Genomic DNA, 17,379 nt, shown 5'->3' with positions numbered 1-17,379 from the left:
GGTCAGCCGCCATGGACCTCGACACCTTCCGCAAGCTGGCCGTCGACCGGCGCGTCATCCCCGTCACCCGCCGCCTCCTCGCGGACGGCGACACCCCCGTCGGGCTCTACCGCAAGCTCGCGGGCGAGCGCACCGGCACCTTCCTGCTGGAATCCGCGGAGAACGGCCGCACCTGGTCGCGCTACTCGTTCATCGGCGTACGCAGCGCCGCCACGCTCACCACCCGCGACGGCGAGGCCCACTGGCTCGGCACCCCGCCGGTCGGCGTCCCCGTCGACGGCGACCCGCTGCACGCCCTGCGCGCCACCATCGAGGCCCTGCACACCCCGCACGACCGGGAGTCCGGCCTCCCGCCCTTCACCGGCGGCATGGTCGGCTACCTCGGCTACGACATCGTGCGCCGCCTGGAGAAGATCGGCGAGAGCGGCGGCGACGACCTCAAGCTCCCCGAGCTGACCATGCTGCTCACCTCCGACCTCGCGGTCCTCGACCACTGGGACGGCAGCGTCCTGCTCATCGCCAACGCCATCAACCACAACGACCTGGCCACCGGCGTGGACGAGGCGCACGCCGACGCGGTCGCCCGGCTCGACGCGATGGAGCGCGACCTGCGCCGCCCCGTCGAGAACGCCCCCGCCGCCCTGCCGCCCTCCGAGCTGCCCCCGTACACCGCGCTCTGGGGCGGCCAGGCGTACCAGGACGCCGTCGAGGACGTGAAGGAGCGCATCCGCGCCGGGGAAGCCTTCCAGGTGGTGCCCTCCCAGCGCTTCGAGACCCCGTGCACCGCGAGCGCCCTCGACGTCTACCGGGTGCTGCGCGCCACCAACCCCTCGCCGTACATGTACCTCTTCCGGTTCGACGGCTTCGACGTCGCCGGGTCCAGCCCCGAGGCCCTGGTCAAGGTCGAGGACGGCCGGGCCATGGTCCACCCCATCGCCGGAACCCGGCACCGCGGCGCCACCCCGCAGGAGGACCAGGCCCTCGCCGACGAACTCCTCGCCGACCCCAAGGAACGCGCCGAGCACCTGATGCTCGTGGACCTCGGCCGCAACGACCTCGGCCGGGTCTGCGAGCCGGGCAGCGTCGAGGTGGTCGACTTCATGTCCATCGAGCGCTACTCGCACGTGATGCACATCGTCTCCACCGTCACCGGCAAGGTCGCCGAGGGGCGCACCGCCTTCGACGTGCTGACCGCCTGCTTCCCCGCCGGCACCCTCTCCGGCGCCCCCAAGCCCCGCGCCCTCCAGATCATCGAGGAGCTGGAACCCACCCGCCGGGGCCTGTACGGGGGCTGCGTCGGCTACCTCGACTTCGCCGGGGACTCCGACACCGCCATCGCCATCCGCACCGCCCTGCTCCGCGACGGCACCGCGTACGTCCAGGCGGGCGCGGGCGTCGTCGCCGACTCCGACCCGGTCGCCGAGGACACCGAGTGCCGCAACAAGGCGGCGGCCGTCCTGCGCGCCGTCCACACCGCCAACCGCCTCGGCGGCGCCTGAGCCGTACGCCGGTGCCTCCCGGCCAGGGGCGCGGTGGGGCGTTCCGGGCCGGTGAGGGATAGTGGAGTACGTGAGTGCCGTCCCCGTACCCCAGCCCCGTACCGAAGCCGCCGCCGCGCCCGACAGTGCGGGGAGCCGCCGCACCCTGGCGGCCGGCCTGCTCCTCGGGGCGGCCGGCGCGACCGTCGTCCTGCTCGCCTCCGGGCAGACCTGGGCCGAGGGCAAGGCCGCCGTCGGTGGCGGCAGCCTGCCGCTGAGCGCCGACGGGCAGGACGTCACCGGGCTCCCCGCCGCCCTCGCGATCGTCGGCCTGGCCGCCCTCGTCGCCGTCTTCGCCGTACGTGGCGGCGGCCGGCGCGTGGTCGCCGGACTCCTCGCGCTCAGCGGACTCGGCGCCGCGCTCAGCGCCTTCATCGGCGCGTCCGACAGCGGGGCACTGGACGAGAAGGCCGCCCGGACCAGCGGTGACGCCGCCGCCGGCATCACGGCCCTCAGCCACACCGCCTGGCCGTACGTCACGGCGGCCGGCGGCCTGCTGATCCTGCTCGCCGGGCTGCTCGCCCTGCGCTACGGCAGCCGCTGGCCCACGATGTCCGGGCGCTACGAGCGCGACGGCACCCCCCGCCCCCGCAAGGCCCCCCGCCCGCTCGACCCCGACCGGCCCGAGGATCTGTGGAAGGCCCTGGACCGCGGCGAGGACCCGACGCGCGAGGCATGACCCCCCAGCTCACGTCCTACCCCCACGTACGGGACAATGACGGTGAGCTGGCACAGCGGCACGGGCCGTGGGCACAGCGACCCGAGCGATTCCAACAGCGCAACACCAACGAGGAGCAACTCATGGCGGGCAGCAGCCACGGACACACCCCGGCCGCCTGGACCGGTGTCATCATCGCCTTCATCGGCTTCTGCGTCGCGGGCGTCTTCATGGTCGCGGCCAACCCGGTCGGCTTCTGGGCCGGCATGGGCGTCGTCCTGCTCGGTGGTGTCGTCGGCCTCGCGATGAAGGCCGCGGGCCTCGGCATGCCGAAGGAGTCGGCCGAGCTGAGCGCCGCCCGCGCCCGCGCCGGACAGGCGCAGACCTCCTGACCCCCGCACCACGTACGCCGGAAAGGCGCGGCCCGGACCGGGCTGCGCCTTTCCGCGTCAGCGGCGACAATCACCGGGTGGACGCAACGCCAACGCCAAAGCCCGCCCCGGCTCCCGGGCCGCCGCCGCCCTTCGCCCCCGTGCGGGCCCCCCTCTTCCCCACGGCCCCCGCCGGCGCCTCGCGGCTGCGGCGGACCGCCGTCCCGGTGGGCGTGCTCGCCGCCGTCGTCGGCGCCTTCGGATACGTCGCCACCGTCGACCCGAACCAGCCCGGCCACTACCCCGTCTGCCCGCTGCTGCGGTTCACCGGCATCTACTGCCCCGGCTGCGGTGGTCTCCGCAGCGCCCACGCCTTCGCCCACGGCGACCTGGCCGCCGCCTTCGGCGCCAACGCGCTCGCCGTCGTCGGCTACGGGATCTTCGCCGTGCTGTGGGCCGTATGGCTGCTCCGCGAGGCCCGTGGAAAGCCCCTGCGGATCACGCTGCGGCCGGTGCACTGGTGGGCGATCGGTGCCGTACTGCTGCTCTTCACCGTCATCCGGAACCTCCCCTTCGGCTCCGCGCTCGCCCCGTGAAGTCCCAGGTAGTGGGACAGCCGCCGGGTGGATGCGGGCGCAGCGCCCTCCTGCGGATAACATCGGAGTGGCTGATCCTGTGGCCTGTTACGTTTTTTCACCGTTCCGGAAGGGGGCCGCTCGCGTGAGTGTGCTCGACGAGATCATCGACGGCGTACGCGCCGACCTCGCGGAGCGGCAGGCGCGCGTCAGCCTCGACGAGCTCAAGGAACGCGCCGCCCGTGCCCCCCGCGCCAAGGACGGCGTCGCCGCCCTGCGCGGCGAGGGCGTGACCGTCATCTGCGAGGTCAAGCGCTCCAGCCCCTCCAAGGGCGCGCTGGCCGCCATCGCCGACCCGGCCGCGCTCGCCGCGGACTACGAGGCCGGCGGGGCCTCCGTCATCTCGGTCCTCACCGAGGAGCGCCGCTTCGGCGGCTCGCTCGCCGACCTGGAGGCCGTCCGCGCCAAGGTCGACATCCCGATCCTCCGCAAGGACTTCATCGTCACCTCGTACCAGCTGTGGGAGGCGCGCGCGTACGGCGCGGACCTCGTGCTGCTGATCGTCGCCGCCCTCGAACAGGAGGCCCTGGTCTCCCTGATCGAGCGTGCCGAGTCCATCGGCCTCACGCCGCTGGTCGAGGCGCACGACGAGGAGGAGGCCGAGCGCGCGGTCGAGGCCGGCGCCCGGATCATCGGCGTCAACGCGCGCAACCTCAAGGACCTCAAGGTCGACCGCTCCACCTTCGAGCGCGTCGCCCCCGAGATCCCGGACCACATCGTCAAGGTCGCCGAGTCCGGCGTCCGCGGCCCGCACGACCTGATCGCCTACGCCAACGCCGGCGCGGACGCGGTGCTGGTCGGCGAGTCCCTGGTGACCGGCCGCGACCCGCGGACCGCCGTCGCCGACCTCGTCGCCGCCGGCGCCCACCCCGCCCTGCGCCACGGACGGGGCTGACCAGGCCGTGTCGTCCCTTCCGCATCCCGCTCCGGTGCGCTGCGCGCTGCCCTCGTGGCACCGCGGCTGCCGGGCGCCCGCGCGCCGGGTGCGCGGCCGGCGGGTGCGGTACGTGATCGGCGCCGAGCCCGGTCAGGTCAACGGCATGCGATGGCGCACGGGACGCGCGCCGTAGAGCGAGCCCGGCCGCATTCCCGCGTGCCCGAAACCGCCCCGGTCCCGGACCGGGGCGGCGCTCCGCTCACGGCGCAGACGGTGCAACCACCCCTGTGACGACGAGGAGCACGTCCCGCATGTCTTCCGACTTCTTCATCCCGGACCCGGAGGGTCTGATCCCCAGCGCCGAGGGCTACTTCGGCGCGTACGGCGGAAAGTTCATCCCGGAGGCGCTGGTCGCCGCCGTGGACGAGGTCGCCGTCGAGTACGAGAAGGCCAAGGCCGACCCCGCGTTCGCCGCCGAGCTCGGCGAGCTGATGGTCCACTACACCGGTCGGCCCAGCGCCCTCACCGAGGTGCCCCGCTTCGCCGAGCACGCCGGGGGCGCCCGCGTCTTCCTCAAGCGCGAGGACCTCAACCACACCGGATCGCACAAGATCAACAACGTGCTGGGGCAGGCCCTGCTGACCCGGCGCATGGGCAAGACCCGCGTCATCGCGGAGACCGGCGCCGGTCAGCACGGCGTCGCCACCGCGACCGCCTGCGCCCTCTTCGGCCTCGACTGCACCATCTACATGGGCGAGATCGACACCCAGCGCCAGGCGCTGAACGTGGCGCGCATGCGGATCCTCGGCGCCGAGGTCATCGCCGTGAAGTCCGGCTCCCGCACCCTCAAGGACGCCATCAACGAGGCGTTCCGCGACTGGGTCGCCAACGTGGACCGCACCCACTACCTCTTCGGTACGGTCGCGGGCCCGCACCCCTTCCCGGCGATGGTCCGCGACTTCCACCGCGTCATCGGCGTGGAGGCCAGACGGCAGATCCTGGAGCAGGCCGGCCGGCTGCCGGACGCCGCCGTGGCCTGCGTCGGCGGCGGCTCCAACGCCATCGGCCTCTTCCACGCCTTCGTGCCCGACGCGGACGTCCGCCTCATCGGCTGCGAGCCCGCCGGACACGGTGTGGAGACCGGCGAGCACGCGGCGACCCTGACCGCGGGCGAGCCCGGCATCCTGCACGGCTCGCGCAGCTACGTCCTCCAGGACGACGAGGGCCAGATCACCGAGCCGTACTCCATCTCGGCCGGTCTGGACTACCCGGGCATCGGCCCCGAGCACGCCTACCTCAAGGACGTGGGCCGGGGCGAGTACCGCGCCGTCACCGACGACGCGGCCATGCAGGCGCTGCGCCTGCTCTCCCGCACCGAGGGCATCATCCCGGCCATCGAGAGCGCGCACGCGCTGGCCGGGGCGCTGGAGGTCGGCAAGGAGCTGGGCAAGGACGGGCTGATCCTGATCAACCTCTCCGGGCGCGGCGACAAGGACATGGACACGGCGGCCCGCTACTTCGGGCTGTACGACACCGACGCGGCCGTCGAGGCCGACGCCGGCAGCCGGACCGCGGAGATCGAGGGGGACGCGCAGTGAGCGGCAACATCGAACTGCTGAACAGCACGCTCGCCGCCACGCGGGCCGAGGACCGGGCCGCGCTCATCGCGTACCTGCCGGCCGGGTTCCCGACCGTCGACGGCGGCATCGAGGCCATCAAGGCCGCCGTGGCGGGCGGCGCCGACGTCATCGAGGTGGGGCTGCCGCACAGCGACCCGGTCCTCGACGGCCCGGTCATCCAGACCGCCGACGACATCGCGCTGCGCGGCGGCGTGCGGATCGCCGACGTGATGCGCACGGTGCGCGAGGCCCACGAGGCCACCGGGGCGCCGATCCTGGTCATGACGTACTGGAACCCGATCGACCGGTACGGCGTCGAGCGGTTCACCGCCGAGCTGGCCGAGGCGGGCGGGGCCGGGTGCATCCTGCCCGACCTGCCGGTCCAGGAGTCCGCGCTGTGGCGCGAGCACGCGGAGCGGCACGGCCTGGCCACCGTCTTCGTCGTCGCGCCCAGCAGCAAGGACGAGCGGATCGCCACCATCACCGACGCGGGCTCCGGCTTCGTCTACGCCGCGTCCCTGATGGGCGTCACCGGCACCCGTGCCTCGGTCGGCGCGCAGGCGCAGGACCTGGTCCGGCGGACCCGGGCCACCACCGGGATGCCGGTCTGCGTCGGCCTCGGCGTGTCCGACGCCGCCCAGGCCGCGGAGGTCGCCGGCTTCGCCGACGGCGTCATCGTCGGCACGGCGTTCGTCAAGTGCATGCTGGACGCCCCCGACGAGGCGGCCGGCCTCGCGGGCGTCCGTTCACTGGCGGCCGATCTTGCCGAAGGTGTTCGAAAGCGCTGACACCTGGGGTAACCCGAACGGGTGGACCTCGGTCCGGGGAGGCACGCGAGTGCCTCCCCGGGTCGTTTGCGCGGTGTGAGCGAGAAGAACGAACAGGGTAAGAGGGCCGCGCGAGACCGGCTGATCCAGCAGCGCGAGCAGGCGAAGGCGCGCGACCGCCGGCGCCGCACGCTGATCGTGTCCACGGCCGTGGTGGGGGTCCTGGGCCTGGCCGCCGTCGTCGGCGTGATCGCGGCGAACACCGACGGCAAGAGCGACAAGTCCAAGGCGTCCGGACCCGCCGTCGCCCCGTCCGGGGCGACCGGCAAGGACGCCCTGGCCATCCGGGTCGGCGCGGACGACGCCCCGTCCACCCTCACCATCTGGGAGGACTTCCGCTGCCCGGTCTGCGCCCAGTTCGAGAACGCGTTCCGCGACACGATCCATGAGATGGAGCGCGACGGCCAGATCAAGGTCGACTACCACCTCGCCACGATCATCGACGGCAACATGGGCGGCAGCGGCTCCCTCAAGGCGGCCAACGCGGCCGCCTGCGCGCAGGACGCCGGCAAGTTCTCCGCGTACCACGACGTGCTGTACAGCAACCAGCCGGCGGAGACCGACGACGCCTTCGGCGACAACGACAAGCTGATCGAGCTCGCCAAGAAGGTCCCCGGTCTCGACACGCCCGGCTTCCGCGGCTGCGTCGAGGACGGCAAGCACGACGCGTGGGTGCAGAAGTCCAACAAGGCCTTCAGCGACGGCGGCTTCCAAGGCACTCCGACGGCCCTGCTCAACGGGGAGTCGATCTTCCCGAAGAAGGGCGACGAGGCGATCACCGTGGCCAACCTGAAGAAGTGGGTCGCCGAGGCCAACAAGGGCAAGAAACCGGCCACCCCCACGGCCACGCCGTAGGGCCCGGAGGCCGGCTCCGACGGGGCCGGCCGGGGGAATCGATGGCCCGCTCGTTACCCAGACGTTGCCGGGCGGGTTGTCCTCCCTCCCGTCCGGCAGGGTAGCGTCGACGCTGCCATGAACCTTGCCTACATTCCCAGCCCGTCGACCGGCGTGATCGATCTCGGACCGATCCCGCTCCGCGGCTACGCGTTCTGCATCATCATCGGTGTCTTCGTCGCCGTCTGGTTCGGCAACAAGCGCTGGATCGCCCGAGGAGGCACCGCCGGCACCGTTGCCGACATCGCCGTCTGGGCCGTGCCGTTCGGGCTCGTCGGTGGCCGGCTCTACCACGTCATCACCGACTACCAGCTGTACTTCAGCGAGGGTGAGGACTGGGTCGACGCCTTCAAGATCTGGCAGGGCGGCCTCGGTATCTGGGGTGCGATCGCGCTGGGCGCGGTCGGTGCCTGGATCGGCTGCCGCCGCCGCGGGATCCCGCTGCCCGCCTGGGCCGACGCCCTCGCCCCCGGCATCGTCCTCGCCCAGGCGTGCGGCCGCTGGGGCAACTGGTTCAACCAGGAGCTGTACGGCCGGGAGACCCACGTCCCGTGGGCGCTGAAGATCAGCGACGGGCCGAACCGGGTGGCCGGCACCTACCACCCGACCTTCCTGTACGAGTCGCTGTGGTGCGTCGGCGTCGCGCTCCTGGTGGTCTGGGCCGACCGCCGCTTCAAGATGGGCCACGGCCGGGTGTTCGCGCTGTACGTCGCGGCGTACTGCGCCGGGCGCGCGTGGATCGAGTACATGCGGGTGGACGAGGCGCACCACATCCTGGGCCTGCGGCTCAACGTGTGGACCGCGCTGATCGTGTTCGTGCTCGCGGTGACGTACATCGTGATCTCGGCGAAGCTCCGCCCGGGCCGCGAGGAGATCGTCGAGCCGGGGGCGCCGGAGGCGCCGGAATCCTCGGACAAGGCGGACGAGGCCGAGTCGGACGAGCCGGAGGCCGCGGAGGCGGAGGCCGACGCGAAGCCGGAGGCCGATGCGGATGCGCCGAAGGCGGACGGTACGGCGGAGGCCGCGAAGGGCTGACGCCGCGCTAGCTGAGTAAGGGGCCGCCGAGGTTTTGGGCGGCCCCTTCGCCGTCGTGGGGTGTCCTCAACCGCCGGACGGGCTTGATGTGGCGGTGCGGGGGTAATCCAGCCCGTCCAGCGATTGAGGACACAGCGGCCAGGTGGGGCGCCAGGTCACCGATTTCGTTCGGCGAGCGAGAGTGTCCGTTGCGCCTGCGCAACCACGGCCGCGTCGACGAAGCGGCCGTCCGGGAGGGCCTGGGCGCCTGCCTGGTCGCGGGCCGCCTCCACGATTTGCCAGGCCGCCTCGACCTCCTGCGGTGTGGGGCGGAAGGCGCGTTCGATCACCGGGAGCTGGCGGGGGTGGATCGCCGCCCGGCCCAGGAAGCCCAGGGCCCGGCCGTGGGCGCAGGAGGTCGAGAGGCCGTCCAGGTCCCGGACGTCCGCGAACACCGACTGCGTGGGCGGCGCCAGGCCCGCCGCCCGGGCGGCGACCACCACCCGGCTGCGCGACCAGTCGAGCCCCGCGTCCTCCCGTACGCCCAGATCCGCGCGGAGGTCCGCCTCGCCCAGGGCGATGGCCTGGACCTGGGGGTGGGCGGCGGCCACCGAGTACGCGTGCTCGATGCCGAGCGCCGACTCCAGGAGCGGGCACAGGGCCACCCCGGGGGCCCGCGCCGCGATGTGGTGCACGGACGCGGCGTGGGTGATCTTCGGCAGCCGCAGCCCGCCGAGCCCCGGCAGCCCGGCGAGCGCCAGCACGTCCGCCTCGTCGTTGACCCGCACATGCACGGGCGGCGCCGCGCCGGACGGCGGGTCCGACAGCAGCTCCACCGTCGCCGCGCGGGCGTACTCCCTGCGGTCGGGGGCGACCGCGTCCTCCAGGTCCACGATCACCACGTCCGCGCCCGAGGCGGCCGCCTTGCGCACGACGTCCGGCCGGTCCCCGGGCACGTACAGCAGGGTGAGGGGGGCCGCCGCGCTCACAGCACCCGCTCCGCCCGCAGCGCCGAGATCTCGGGCCCGGTCAGCCCCAGCTCGGTCAGGATCTCCTCGGTGTCGGCCCCGTGCGGGCGGCCCGTCCAGCGGATCGCGCCCGGGGTCCGGGACAGCCGGAAGAGGACGTTCTGCATCCGCAGCGGGCCCAGCTCCGGGTCGTCCACCTCGGTGACCGTGTCCAGCGCCCGGTACTGCGGGTCCTCCATGACGTCCCGTACGTCGTGGATGGGCGCGATGGCGGCCTCCGCCTTCTCGAACGCGGACAGCGCCTCCTCCCGGCTGTGCCGGGCGATCCAGTGGCCCACGGCCTCGTCCAGCTCGTCGCTGTGCTCGGCGCGGGTGGCGCCCGAGGCGAACCACGGCTCCTCGATCAGGTCCGCCCGCCCGACCAGCCGCATCACCCGCTCCGCGACGGACTGCGCGGAGGTGGAGACGGCCACCCACTCCCCGTCCGAGGTGCGGTACGTGTTGCGCGGCGCGTTGTTGCGCGAGCGGTTCCCGGTGCGCGGCTGTACGTAACCGAGCTGGTCGTACCAGAGCGGCTGCGGGCCGAGCACGGTCAGGATCGGCTCGATGATCGCCATGTCGACCACCTGCCCCTCGCCGGTCCGGTCGCGCCCGGCGAGGGCGGCCATCACCGCGTACGCCGTGGCGAGCGCGGCGATCGAGTCGGCCAGGCCGAACGGCGGCAGGGTCGGCGGCCCGTCCGGCTCCCCGGTGATCGCCGCGAAGCCGCTCATCGCCTCGGCGAGCGTCCCGAAGCCGGGCCGGTGGGCGTACGGGCCGAACTGGCCGAAGCCCGTGACGCGCACCAGCACGAGCCGGGGGTTGACCGCGTGCAGCTCGTCGGGCCCGAGCCCCCAGCGTTCCAGCGTGCCCGGCCGGAAGTTCTCGATGATCACGTCGGTGTCCGCCGCGAGCCGCAGCAGCAGATCGCGGCCCTCCGGGGCGGACAGGTCGAGCGTCAGGTTGCGCTTGTTGCGGCCGAGGAGCTTCCACCACAGGCCCACGCCGTCCTTCGCGGGCCCGTGGCCCCGGGAGGGGTCGGGGCGGACCGGATGCTCGACCTTGATCACCTCGGCGCCGAAGTCGCCCAGCATGGTCGCGCAGAGGGGGCCCGCGAAGAGCGTGGCGAGATCGACCACCCGTAGTCCGGTGAGCGGCGGCGCCGCGGGGGCGCTCACGCGCCGTCGATTTCGCTGCGGTACGGCATGGAGACCGAGGCGCCCGGCTTCTGTACGCAGAGCGCGGCGGCGGCCGAGGCCCAGGCGACGGCCTGCGGGACCGGGCGGCCCTCGCCGAGCGCCACGGCCAGGGTGCCGACGAAGGTGTCCCCGGCGCCGGTGGTGTCGACGGCGGTCACGTCCGGGGCCGGGAAGTGGATGGTGCGGCTGCCCCGGGCCGCGTACAGGCTGCCCTTCGAGCCGAGCGTGATGAGCACCGCCGGGACCTGGCCGAGCAGGATCTCCGCCGCCGCGTGCGGGTCGTCGTAGCCGGAGAGTTCCGCCGCCTCGTGCTCGTTGGGGACCAGCAGGTCGATGTGGTCGAGGAGCTCGGAGGGCAGCTCCTGGACGGGGGAGGGGGTGAGCACGGTCCGTACGCCCTGGGCGTGACCGGCGCGGGCGCCCTCGATCACGGCGGACATCGGCAGCTCCAGCTGGAGCAGCAGCAGGTCCGCCTCGGCGATGGCGGCCACCTCGCCCGGGCCGAGCGCGGTCATGGTGCCGTTGGCGCCGGGGATGACCACGATCGCGTTGGAGCCCTTGGCGTCGACCACGATGTGGGCGGTGCCGCTGGGGCCCTCGGCGGTGTGCAGCAGGTCGGTGTCGACGCCGGAGTGCTCCAGGTTCTCCCGCATCCGTACGCCGTACTCGTCGTCGCCGACCGCGCCGATCATCAGCACGTCACCGCCCGCGCGGGCGGCGGCGACCGCCTGGTTGGCGCCCTTGCCGCCGGGGATCGTGCGGAACTCCCGCCCGGTGACGGTCCGGCCGCGTTCCGGGGCCCGGTCGACGTAGGCCACAAGATCCATATTGGTGCTGCCGAGCACCGCGATTCTGGTCATGGGCGGAGTGCCTCCTCGTGGGTGAGCCGATGGGTCAGTGCGGCCAGGGTGTCGAAGCCGGTCCCGTCGAAACCGGGGACGGACGTGGCGAGCCGGTTCTTCAGCGGGGTGGTCCACCGGTCGGGCAGCGCGTCCGGCCGCCCGGCGAGCAGTCCGGCGAGCGAACCGGCGGTCGCGCCGTTGGAGTCGGTGTCCCAGCCGCCGGACACCGCCTTGCAGACGGAACCCGTGAAGTCGCCGTCGGCGTGGGTGAGGGCAGCGGCCAGCAGGGCCGCGTTGGGCAGCACATGCACCCAGTGATACCTGCCGTACGCCGCGTGCAGCCGGTCCACGACCGTATCGAAGTCCCGTTCCCCGCGGGCGGCTTCGATGCCGTCCCGTACCGCCGCCGCGAACCGCGAGCGCGGCGGCACCACGCGCAGCCCGGTGGCCAGGCAGCCGTGCACATCGGTCTCGCCGCCGGCCGCCTCGGCCAGCGCCGCCGCCGTGAACATCGCGCCGTAGACGCCGTTCCCGGTGTGGGTGAGGACCGCGTCGCGGTACGCCTGTTCCGCCGCGCCCGCCGGGTCGCCGGGCCGGGTCCAGCCGTGCACGTCGGCCCGGATCTGCGCGCCGATCCACTCCCGGAACGGGTTGCGGTGCCGGGCGGTGTCCGGGGGCTCGATGCCGTCGAGCAGATTGCGGTACGCGACTCGCTCGGCGGTGAACGTACGCCCCGCCGGGAGCTCGTCCAGCCACAGCCGGGCCAGGTCCGCCGTGGTGAACGCGGCGCCGTGCCGCTGGAGCAGCAGAAGGGTGAGCAACGGGTGGTTGAGGTCGTCGTCCTCGGGCATCCCGTCGATGTTCTCGGCGAGCGAGGTGGCCGCGGAGCGCCGGTTCCACGGGTAGGTGGCGGCCAGCGGGGCGGGCAGGCCGCGGGCGGTGAACCAGGTGTCCAGCGGCCAGTTGCCGGTGGCCCGGGCCAGGGCGCGGATGCCTTCCAGCGGCAGCTTCTCGACCGGCTTGCCCAGCAGACAGCCGGCGGCGCGGCCCAGCCAGGCGGCGTGCAGCCGCTCCGGGCCGGCCGGCCGCACCTCCCGGGCGTGCGGCCACTGCGGGCAGGCGGCCCGGATCGCGTCCAGGCCGTCCGGCTCGTCACCGGCCAGCGGGGACTCCAGCAGGGCGAGTTCGTCCAGCAGCCGTTCGGCGACCGCGCGCAGCCCGGGCGGGGCGCCCGGGTCGGACGCGCCCGCGCGCTCCGGGGCGGGGGAGCCGCCGGCCTCGTACCACCGGCGGGCGAGGGCGCGCGCGTCGCGGCCGTCCTCGGCGGCCTGCCGCAGCTCGTGGCCCACCAGGTCCTCCGGCTGCACCCAGGTCACCCGCACCGCCGTGGTCACGGGGTGCCCGCCAGCGTCGCGAAGGCGGCCTCGTGGGCGCGGCGGCGGGCGGTGTCCCGGGCGAACACCTCGCGGGCCACCTCGGCCAGGGTCCGGGCCGGGGCGCGCAGATCGAGGCGGCTGGCCTCCGCGACCGTCGCGGCCCAGTCGGCGGGGACGGCCCGCTCGCCGTGCAGGGCGCCCGCGAGCGCGCCGCTCATGGTGGCGATCGAGTCGCAGTCGCGGCCGTAGTTGACCGAGCCGAGGACCGCCTGCCGGTAGTCCCCGTCGGCGGCGAGCAGCATGCCGAGGGCGACCGGCAGCTCCTCGATCGCGTGCAGCCGGGACGGGCGGCGGGCGCCGAGCGACGGGGCGCGGTAGTCCGGGCCGACGGTGTCGAAGGGGGCGACGGCCGCGCGCAGCGGGACGAGCGCCGACTCGACGTCCCGGTGGCGGGAGGCCGCCTCGCAGACGGCCTCGATCGCGGCGCGGGTGCCGTCCTTGGCGAGCGCCAGGCACGCCTCCACGACCGTGGCGGGCGTCGCCCCGGGCGCGCAGGCGGCGGCGACCCCGGCCGCGAAGACCCCGGCCGCCTCCCTGCCGTAACTCGACTGGTGGGCGCCCGCGACGTCGATCGCCTCGGCGTACGCCGCCTGCGGATGGGCGGCGTTCACCAGGCCGACCGGCGCCATGTACATCGCCGCACCGCAGTTGACGATGTTTCCGGAGCCCGCCTCGCGCGGGTCGACGTGCCCGTAGTGCAGCCGGGCGACGATCCACTTCTCCGCGAGGAAGACCCGCTGGAGCGGCAGCGCCTCGGCCTCCAGCTCCGGGATCCAGCGCGGTTCGCCGATCATCTCCGGGACGAGGTGGTCGGCGACCGCGTACGCGTCGAGATGGCCGCGCACCTTCCCGTACACCCGGACCAGCGCGTGCGTCATCAAGGTGTCGTCGGTGACGTGCCCGTCGCCCTTGTGGTACGGGGCGATCGGGCGGGCGGTCCGCCAGTCGTCGCCGTCCCAGGGGCCGACGATCCCGGTGATCCTGCCGCCGTGCCGGGCCGTGATCTGCTCCGGGGAGCGGCCCTCGACCGGGCCGCCCAGCGCGTCGCCGACGGCTGCGCCGACGAGGGCTCCGGCGATCCGGTCATCGAGCGTGGGCGCCCCGGGGGTCGCGGGCGTCGTGGCTGTCGTGGGGGAGGGGGACGTCGTGGGCGCCAGGGGCACGGTGGATGTCATGTCCGAATTGTCCACCCGTGGGGGCCGGTTCCGTGGCTGCCAGCAGCCCGGCGAGTTCCACCAGATCCGTGCCCGCGAACCGGGGGAGCGCGCAGCCGGCCAGCGTCCGGCAGGTCTCCCGCCAGCCGTCGGGCACGGAGCCGATGGTGCCCAGCGCCCCGGTCAGCGCCCCGGCCAGGGCGGGCGCGGAGTCCGCGACCCGGGACAGGCAGGCCGCCGCGGGCACGGCCTGCGCGATGTCGCCCCGGGACGCGGTGGCCAGGGCGAGGGCGACCGGTACGGTCTCGGCGGCGGCGATCCCGTAGCTGTAGACGTGGTCCACGATCTGGTGCTCCAGGACCGGGACGAGCGCGAACGCCCCGGCCCGCTCCCCGGCGAACTCCCGGGCGATCCGGACCGCGTGGGCCGCGTTGCGGGCGATCTCGGTGCCGTCCGGGAGCTGGGCCAGCGCCGCGTCGACCGCCGTGTCCACGTCCGCCCCGCCCAGCGCCTCGGCGCTCGCGGCGGCCATCGCCCGCGCCCCGTGCACCCCGTCGCCGTCCTGCGTGAAGCGCGCGTCGAACTCCGCGAGCTCCGCCGCCGCGTGCGGGTCGCCCGGGTGGACGACCGCCAGCACGGCCGCCCGTACGCACGCCGCGTCGTCGAAGTAGTGCGGGTTGTCGTGCCCGGTGGCGGGCGGCCGCAGCCCGGCGGCGAGGTTCCCGAGCCCGGCCCGTACCGAGATCCGGGCGCGCAGCGGCAGCACCGCCGCCTCCACCTCGGTCGCGCGCGCCGCGGCGGCGGCGACCTCGGCGGCGAGCGCGTTCCAGGCCCCGGAGACGGCGGCGCGCACCCGCCCCGGTCCGGGGGCGGCCAGCACGGTCGCCGCCGCGAACGCCGCCCACTCGGCGTCGTCGGACGGGCCGAGCCGCAGCGGCTCGGGCGGCTGGTTGAGGGCGATGGGCACGGGGAGGGTGGTCGTCGCGTTCTGCTCGGCGAAGGCGTCCAGCTCCCGGGTCAGCCGCCGGGTCCACTCCGGCATCCGGGCCGCCCGGTGCCGGGCCGCGGGCCATCCGGCGGCGTCCCCGGCGGCCAGCCCGACGAGCAGCCCCTCGATGCGGGCGCGCCGCGTGCCGCTCATCGCCGCACCGCGCCTTCGCCACCGGGTCCGCCGTCCGCCGCGCCCGGCGCCAGCAGGTCCGCGATGTCCACCACGTGGTACCCCCGCATCGACGGCAGGCAGCTGCCGCGCACCGGGCCGATCGCGTCCGCCCAGAGGCGCGGAATCGCCGACGCGCCGTGCAGGGCGCCGCAGAGGGCGCCCGCCACCGCGGCCGTCGTGTCGGCGTCGCGGCCCATGTTGACGGCCATCAGCACCGCCGTACGGAAGTCGCCGCGCGCCGCCGCGAACGCGCCGAAGGCCAGGCCGACCGCCTCGGGGGCCAGGTCCGTCCAGGGGTAGCCGCCGACCACCACGGCGGAGCGGACCGCGCGTTCGCCGGTGAGGCGGTCGGGGTACGGGCGCTGCGCCGCCGTCACCGCGCGGCGCAGGGAGCGGGCCGTCCAGGAGTCCATGGGGACGACCGAGAGCGCGGCGGCGATCACCGAGGTGACCGAGGCGCAGGTCATCGCGGCGGCCACCCCGGCGGCCACCGCCTGGCCGCCGTAGATGCCCTCGCCCTCGTGGCTGACCCGGCCGTCGACCGCGACCAGCCGGGCCGCCTCGGCGGGGCGCCCGGCCGCGAAGACGCCGAAGGGCGCGGCGCGCATCGCCAGGCCGTCGCTCCAGGCGTGCCGGTGCTGGGCGGAGATCGGCGCGGCCAGGCCCCGGCGCAGGTTCTCCAGGGTGCCGCGCTCGCTGAAGCCGGCGCCCCGGAACGGCCCCTCGTCCAGGTCGGCGATCCACAGCCGCCAGGCCCGCTCGACATCGGTGACGGTGAGCTCCGAGCCGTGCCGGGCCAGCAGCAGCCCGGAGAAGATCGCGTACTCCGTGTCGTCGGTGCCCGCCGGGTCGTCGCTGACGAAGCCCTCGATCCGGCCCCAGCGGCGGCGGATCTCGGAGGGCCGCATGTTCTCCGCCGGGGCGCCGAGCGCGTCGCCGACCGCGAGACCGAGCAGCGTGCCCCTGGCCCGGTCGACGGGTCCGCCCGGTTCCGGATCCTCCGTAAGCCGTGCCGTCCGTGTGCCGCCCGCCCGCGGCGCCGTCGGATTTCCTGCGACCGTCTCCATCGCGTCGACCCTTCGCTCGTACCGAGCCAGTACTCGTGCCTGTGGGATCCGTTCCACGCCGAGCCCGGACGAAGGCCGGTTACGCACACAAAAGGGCCACTCGGATGACGCCTTCCGGACAGCAAGGCAAGCCGTACCTATCCGGTTACGCAGGGTGGTAAGTACGGCCTGCCTTGCTGGCGGGAGCGATTTTTCGTGCGTACTTTCGATGGTGTCGAGCGGGGGCGGGCGGGCAGGAGGTCCGTCTCCGGAACACCCGGACCAGGGGAGAGGGATAAGTCGTGGCCATCATCGAGACCGAAGCCGTACTGCACGAGGCGCACCGGGACAACCACACCCACCGTGACGTCAACGGCGGCTGGCTGCGCCCGGCGGTCTTCGGTGCGATGGACGGCCTCGTCTCCAACCTGGCCCTGATGACCGGCGTCGCCGGCGGCGACGTCTCGCACCGCACCATCGTGATCACCGGTCTCGCCGGACTGGCCGCCGGCGCCTTCTCCATGGCGGCCGGCGAGTACACCTCCGTGGCGTCCCAGCGCGAGCTGGTCGAGGCCGAGCTGGACGTCGAGCGGCGCGAGCTGCGCAAGCACCCCGTGGACGAGGAGCGGGAGCTCGCCGCGCTCTACGCGTCCCGGGGCGTCGAGCCCGCGCTCGCCCGCGAGGTCGCCCGCCAGCTCTCGCGCGACCCGGAGCAGGCCCTCGAAATACACGCCCGCGAGGAGCTGGGCATCGACCCGGGCGACCTGCCGTCGCCCCTGGTGGCCGCCTTCTCCTCGTTCGGCGCCTTCGCGCTGGGCGCCCTGCTGCCCGTGCTGCCGTTCCTGTTGGGGGCCGGTGCGCTGTGGCCGGCCGTGCTGCTGGCACTCGCCGGGCTGTTCGGCTGCGGCGCGGTGGTGGCCCGGGTGACCGCGCGCAGCTGGTGGTTCAGCGGACTGCGCCAGCTGGTGCTGGGCGGCGCGGCCGCCGCGATCACGTACGGCCTGGGCGCCCTGTTCGGCGTCGCCGTGGGCGGCTGACCCCACCTGCTTCGTACGTGTGACGGGCCGGTTCACGCAATCGGCCCGTCACACGTACGCCAC

Annotated in this window: 18 protein-coding genes; 11 read left to right on the top strand and 7 right to left on the bottom strand. The window is 74.5% G+C overall.

Going from position 1 to position 17,379, the window contains the following annotated elements; genetic code table 11:
- Positions 1-11 precede the first annotated feature (11 nt).
- The 10 genes from OHS17_RS08275 to lgt all read left to right on the top strand — a co-directional run bounded on the left by OHS17_RS08275 (position 12) and on the right by lgt (position 8,454).
- Positions 12-1,499, top strand: coding sequence for an anthranilate synthase component I (locus tag OHS17_RS08275; RefSeq protein ID WP_161211440.1), 1,488 nt, complete (start codon positions 12-14; stop codon positions 1,497-1,499).
- A gap of 61 nt (positions 1,500-1,560) precedes the next feature.
- On the top strand, positions 1,561-2,217 hold the full coding sequence (locus tag OHS17_RS08270; RefSeq protein WP_330311641.1) for a TIGR02234 family membrane protein: 657 nt from the start codon (positions 1,561-1,563) through the stop codon (positions 2,215-2,217).
- Between the two features lie 122 nt (positions 2,218-2,339).
- A complete protein-coding gene (locus tag OHS17_RS08265) occupies positions 2,340-2,588 on the top strand; it encodes an HGxxPAAW family protein (protein ID WP_018104500.1) in 249 nt (82 codons plus the stop codon).
- Positions 2,589-2,665: 77 nt separating this feature from the next.
- The gene (locus OHS17_RS08260) at positions 2,666-3,163 is read left to right on the top strand and encodes a DUF2752 domain-containing protein (RefSeq protein WP_443066124.1); all 498 of its coding nucleotides are present in this window, start codon (positions 2,666-2,668) and stop codon (positions 3,161-3,163) included.
- A 124-nt stretch (positions 3,164-3,287) separates the two neighbouring features.
- The gene (trpC, locus tag OHS17_RS08255) at positions 3,288-4,097 is read left to right on the top strand and encodes an indole-3-glycerol phosphate synthase TrpC (protein WP_136204577.1); all 810 of its coding nucleotides are present in this window, start codon (positions 3,288-3,290) and stop codon (positions 4,095-4,097) included.
- A gap of 7 nt (positions 4,098-4,104) precedes the next feature.
- Entirely contained in the window at positions 4,105-4,272 is a 168-nt protein-coding gene (trpM, locus tag OHS17_RS33870; RefSeq protein ID WP_443053274.1) for a tryptophan biosynthesis modulator TrpM, read from the top strand.
- A 118-nt stretch (positions 4,273-4,390) separates the two neighbouring features.
- Entirely contained in the window at positions 4,391-5,677 is a 1,287-nt protein-coding gene (gene trpB / locus OHS17_RS08250) for a tryptophan synthase subunit beta (RefSeq protein WP_330311640.1), read from the top strand.
- Complete coding sequence (trpA, locus tag OHS17_RS08245) at positions 5,674-6,486, top strand: tryptophan synthase subunit alpha (protein WP_330311639.1); 813 nt, start codon at positions 5,674-5,676, stop codon at positions 6,484-6,486. The genes trpB and trpA overlap by 4 nt, the downstream gene beginning before the upstream one ends.
- A 75-nt stretch (positions 6,487-6,561) precedes the next feature.
- On the top strand, positions 6,562-7,380 hold the full coding sequence (locus OHS17_RS08240) for a thioredoxin domain-containing protein (RefSeq protein ID WP_330311638.1): 819 nt from the start codon (positions 6,562-6,564) through the stop codon (positions 7,378-7,380).
- Between the two features lie 117 nt (positions 7,381-7,497).
- A complete protein-coding gene (gene lgt, locus OHS17_RS08235) occupies positions 7,498-8,454 on the top strand; it encodes a prolipoprotein diacylglyceryl transferase (RefSeq protein ID WP_330311637.1) in 957 nt (318 codons plus the stop codon).
- Between the two features lie 155 nt (positions 8,455-8,609).
- On the opposite strand, the gene OHS17_RS08230 is transcribed toward lgt, so the two are convergent.
- The 7 genes from OHS17_RS08230 to OHS17_RS08200 are packed head-to-tail and all read right to left on the bottom strand — an operon-like array spanning position 8,610 to position 16,300.
- On the bottom strand, positions 8,610-9,422 hold the full coding sequence (locus tag OHS17_RS08230; RefSeq protein WP_330311636.1) for an HpcH/HpaI aldolase/citrate lyase family protein: 813 nt from the start codon (positions 9,420-9,422) through the stop codon (positions 8,610-8,612).
- On the bottom strand, positions 9,419-10,618 hold the full coding sequence (locus OHS17_RS08225; RefSeq protein WP_330311635.1) for a CaiB/BaiF CoA transferase family protein: 1,200 nt from the start codon (positions 10,616-10,618) through the stop codon (positions 9,419-9,421). Before OHS17_RS08225 ends, OHS17_RS08230 begins: the two co-directional genes overlap by 4 nt.
- Positions 10,615-11,499: a ribokinase gene (rbsK, locus tag OHS17_RS08220; protein ID WP_330311634.1), complete on the bottom strand. Its 885-nt coding sequence runs from the start codon at positions 11,497-11,499 to the stop codon at positions 10,615-10,617. The genes OHS17_RS08225 and rbsK overlap by 4 nt, the downstream gene beginning before the upstream one ends.
- On the bottom strand, positions 11,496-12,875 hold the full coding sequence (locus OHS17_RS08215; RefSeq protein WP_330311633.1) for an ADP-ribosylglycohydrolase family protein: 1,380 nt from the start codon (positions 12,873-12,875) through the stop codon (positions 11,496-11,498). Before OHS17_RS08215 ends, rbsK begins: the two co-directional genes overlap by 4 nt.
- Complete coding sequence (locus tag OHS17_RS08210; protein WP_330311632.1) at positions 12,872-14,092, bottom strand: ADP-ribosylglycohydrolase family protein; 1,221 nt, start codon at positions 14,090-14,092, stop codon at positions 12,872-12,874. The genes OHS17_RS08215 and OHS17_RS08210 overlap by 4 nt, the downstream gene beginning before the upstream one ends.
- Positions 14,001-15,212 (bottom strand): ADP-ribosylglycohydrolase family protein, encoded by a 1,212-nt coding sequence (locus OHS17_RS08205; RefSeq protein WP_330311631.1) that lies wholly within the window; start codon positions 15,210-15,212, stop codon positions 14,001-14,003. The genes OHS17_RS08210 and OHS17_RS08205 overlap by 92 nt, the downstream gene beginning before the upstream one ends.
- The gene (locus OHS17_RS08200; protein WP_330311630.1) at positions 15,209-16,300 is read right to left on the bottom strand and encodes an ADP-ribosylglycohydrolase family protein; all 1,092 of its coding nucleotides are present in this window, start codon (positions 16,298-16,300) and stop codon (positions 15,209-15,211) included. Before OHS17_RS08200 ends, OHS17_RS08205 begins: the two co-directional genes overlap by 4 nt.
- A gap of 281 nt (positions 16,301-16,581) precedes the next feature.
- Here OHS17_RS08200 and OHS17_RS08195 point away from each other — a divergent pair, with 281 nt between their 5' ends.
- Positions 16,582-17,316 (top strand): VIT1/CCC1 transporter family protein, encoded by a 735-nt coding sequence (locus OHS17_RS08195; protein ID WP_330311629.1) that lies wholly within the window; start codon positions 16,582-16,584, stop codon positions 17,314-17,316.
- Positions 17,317-17,379: the final 63 nt, after the last annotated feature.

Origin of the sequence: Streptomyces sp. NBC_00523 (genome assembly GCF_036346615.1) — a bacterium.
Lineage (GTDB): Bacteria > Actinomycetota > Actinomycetes > Streptomycetales > Streptomycetaceae > Streptomyces.
This window is presented reverse-complemented; position numbering and strand designations above follow the sequence as displayed.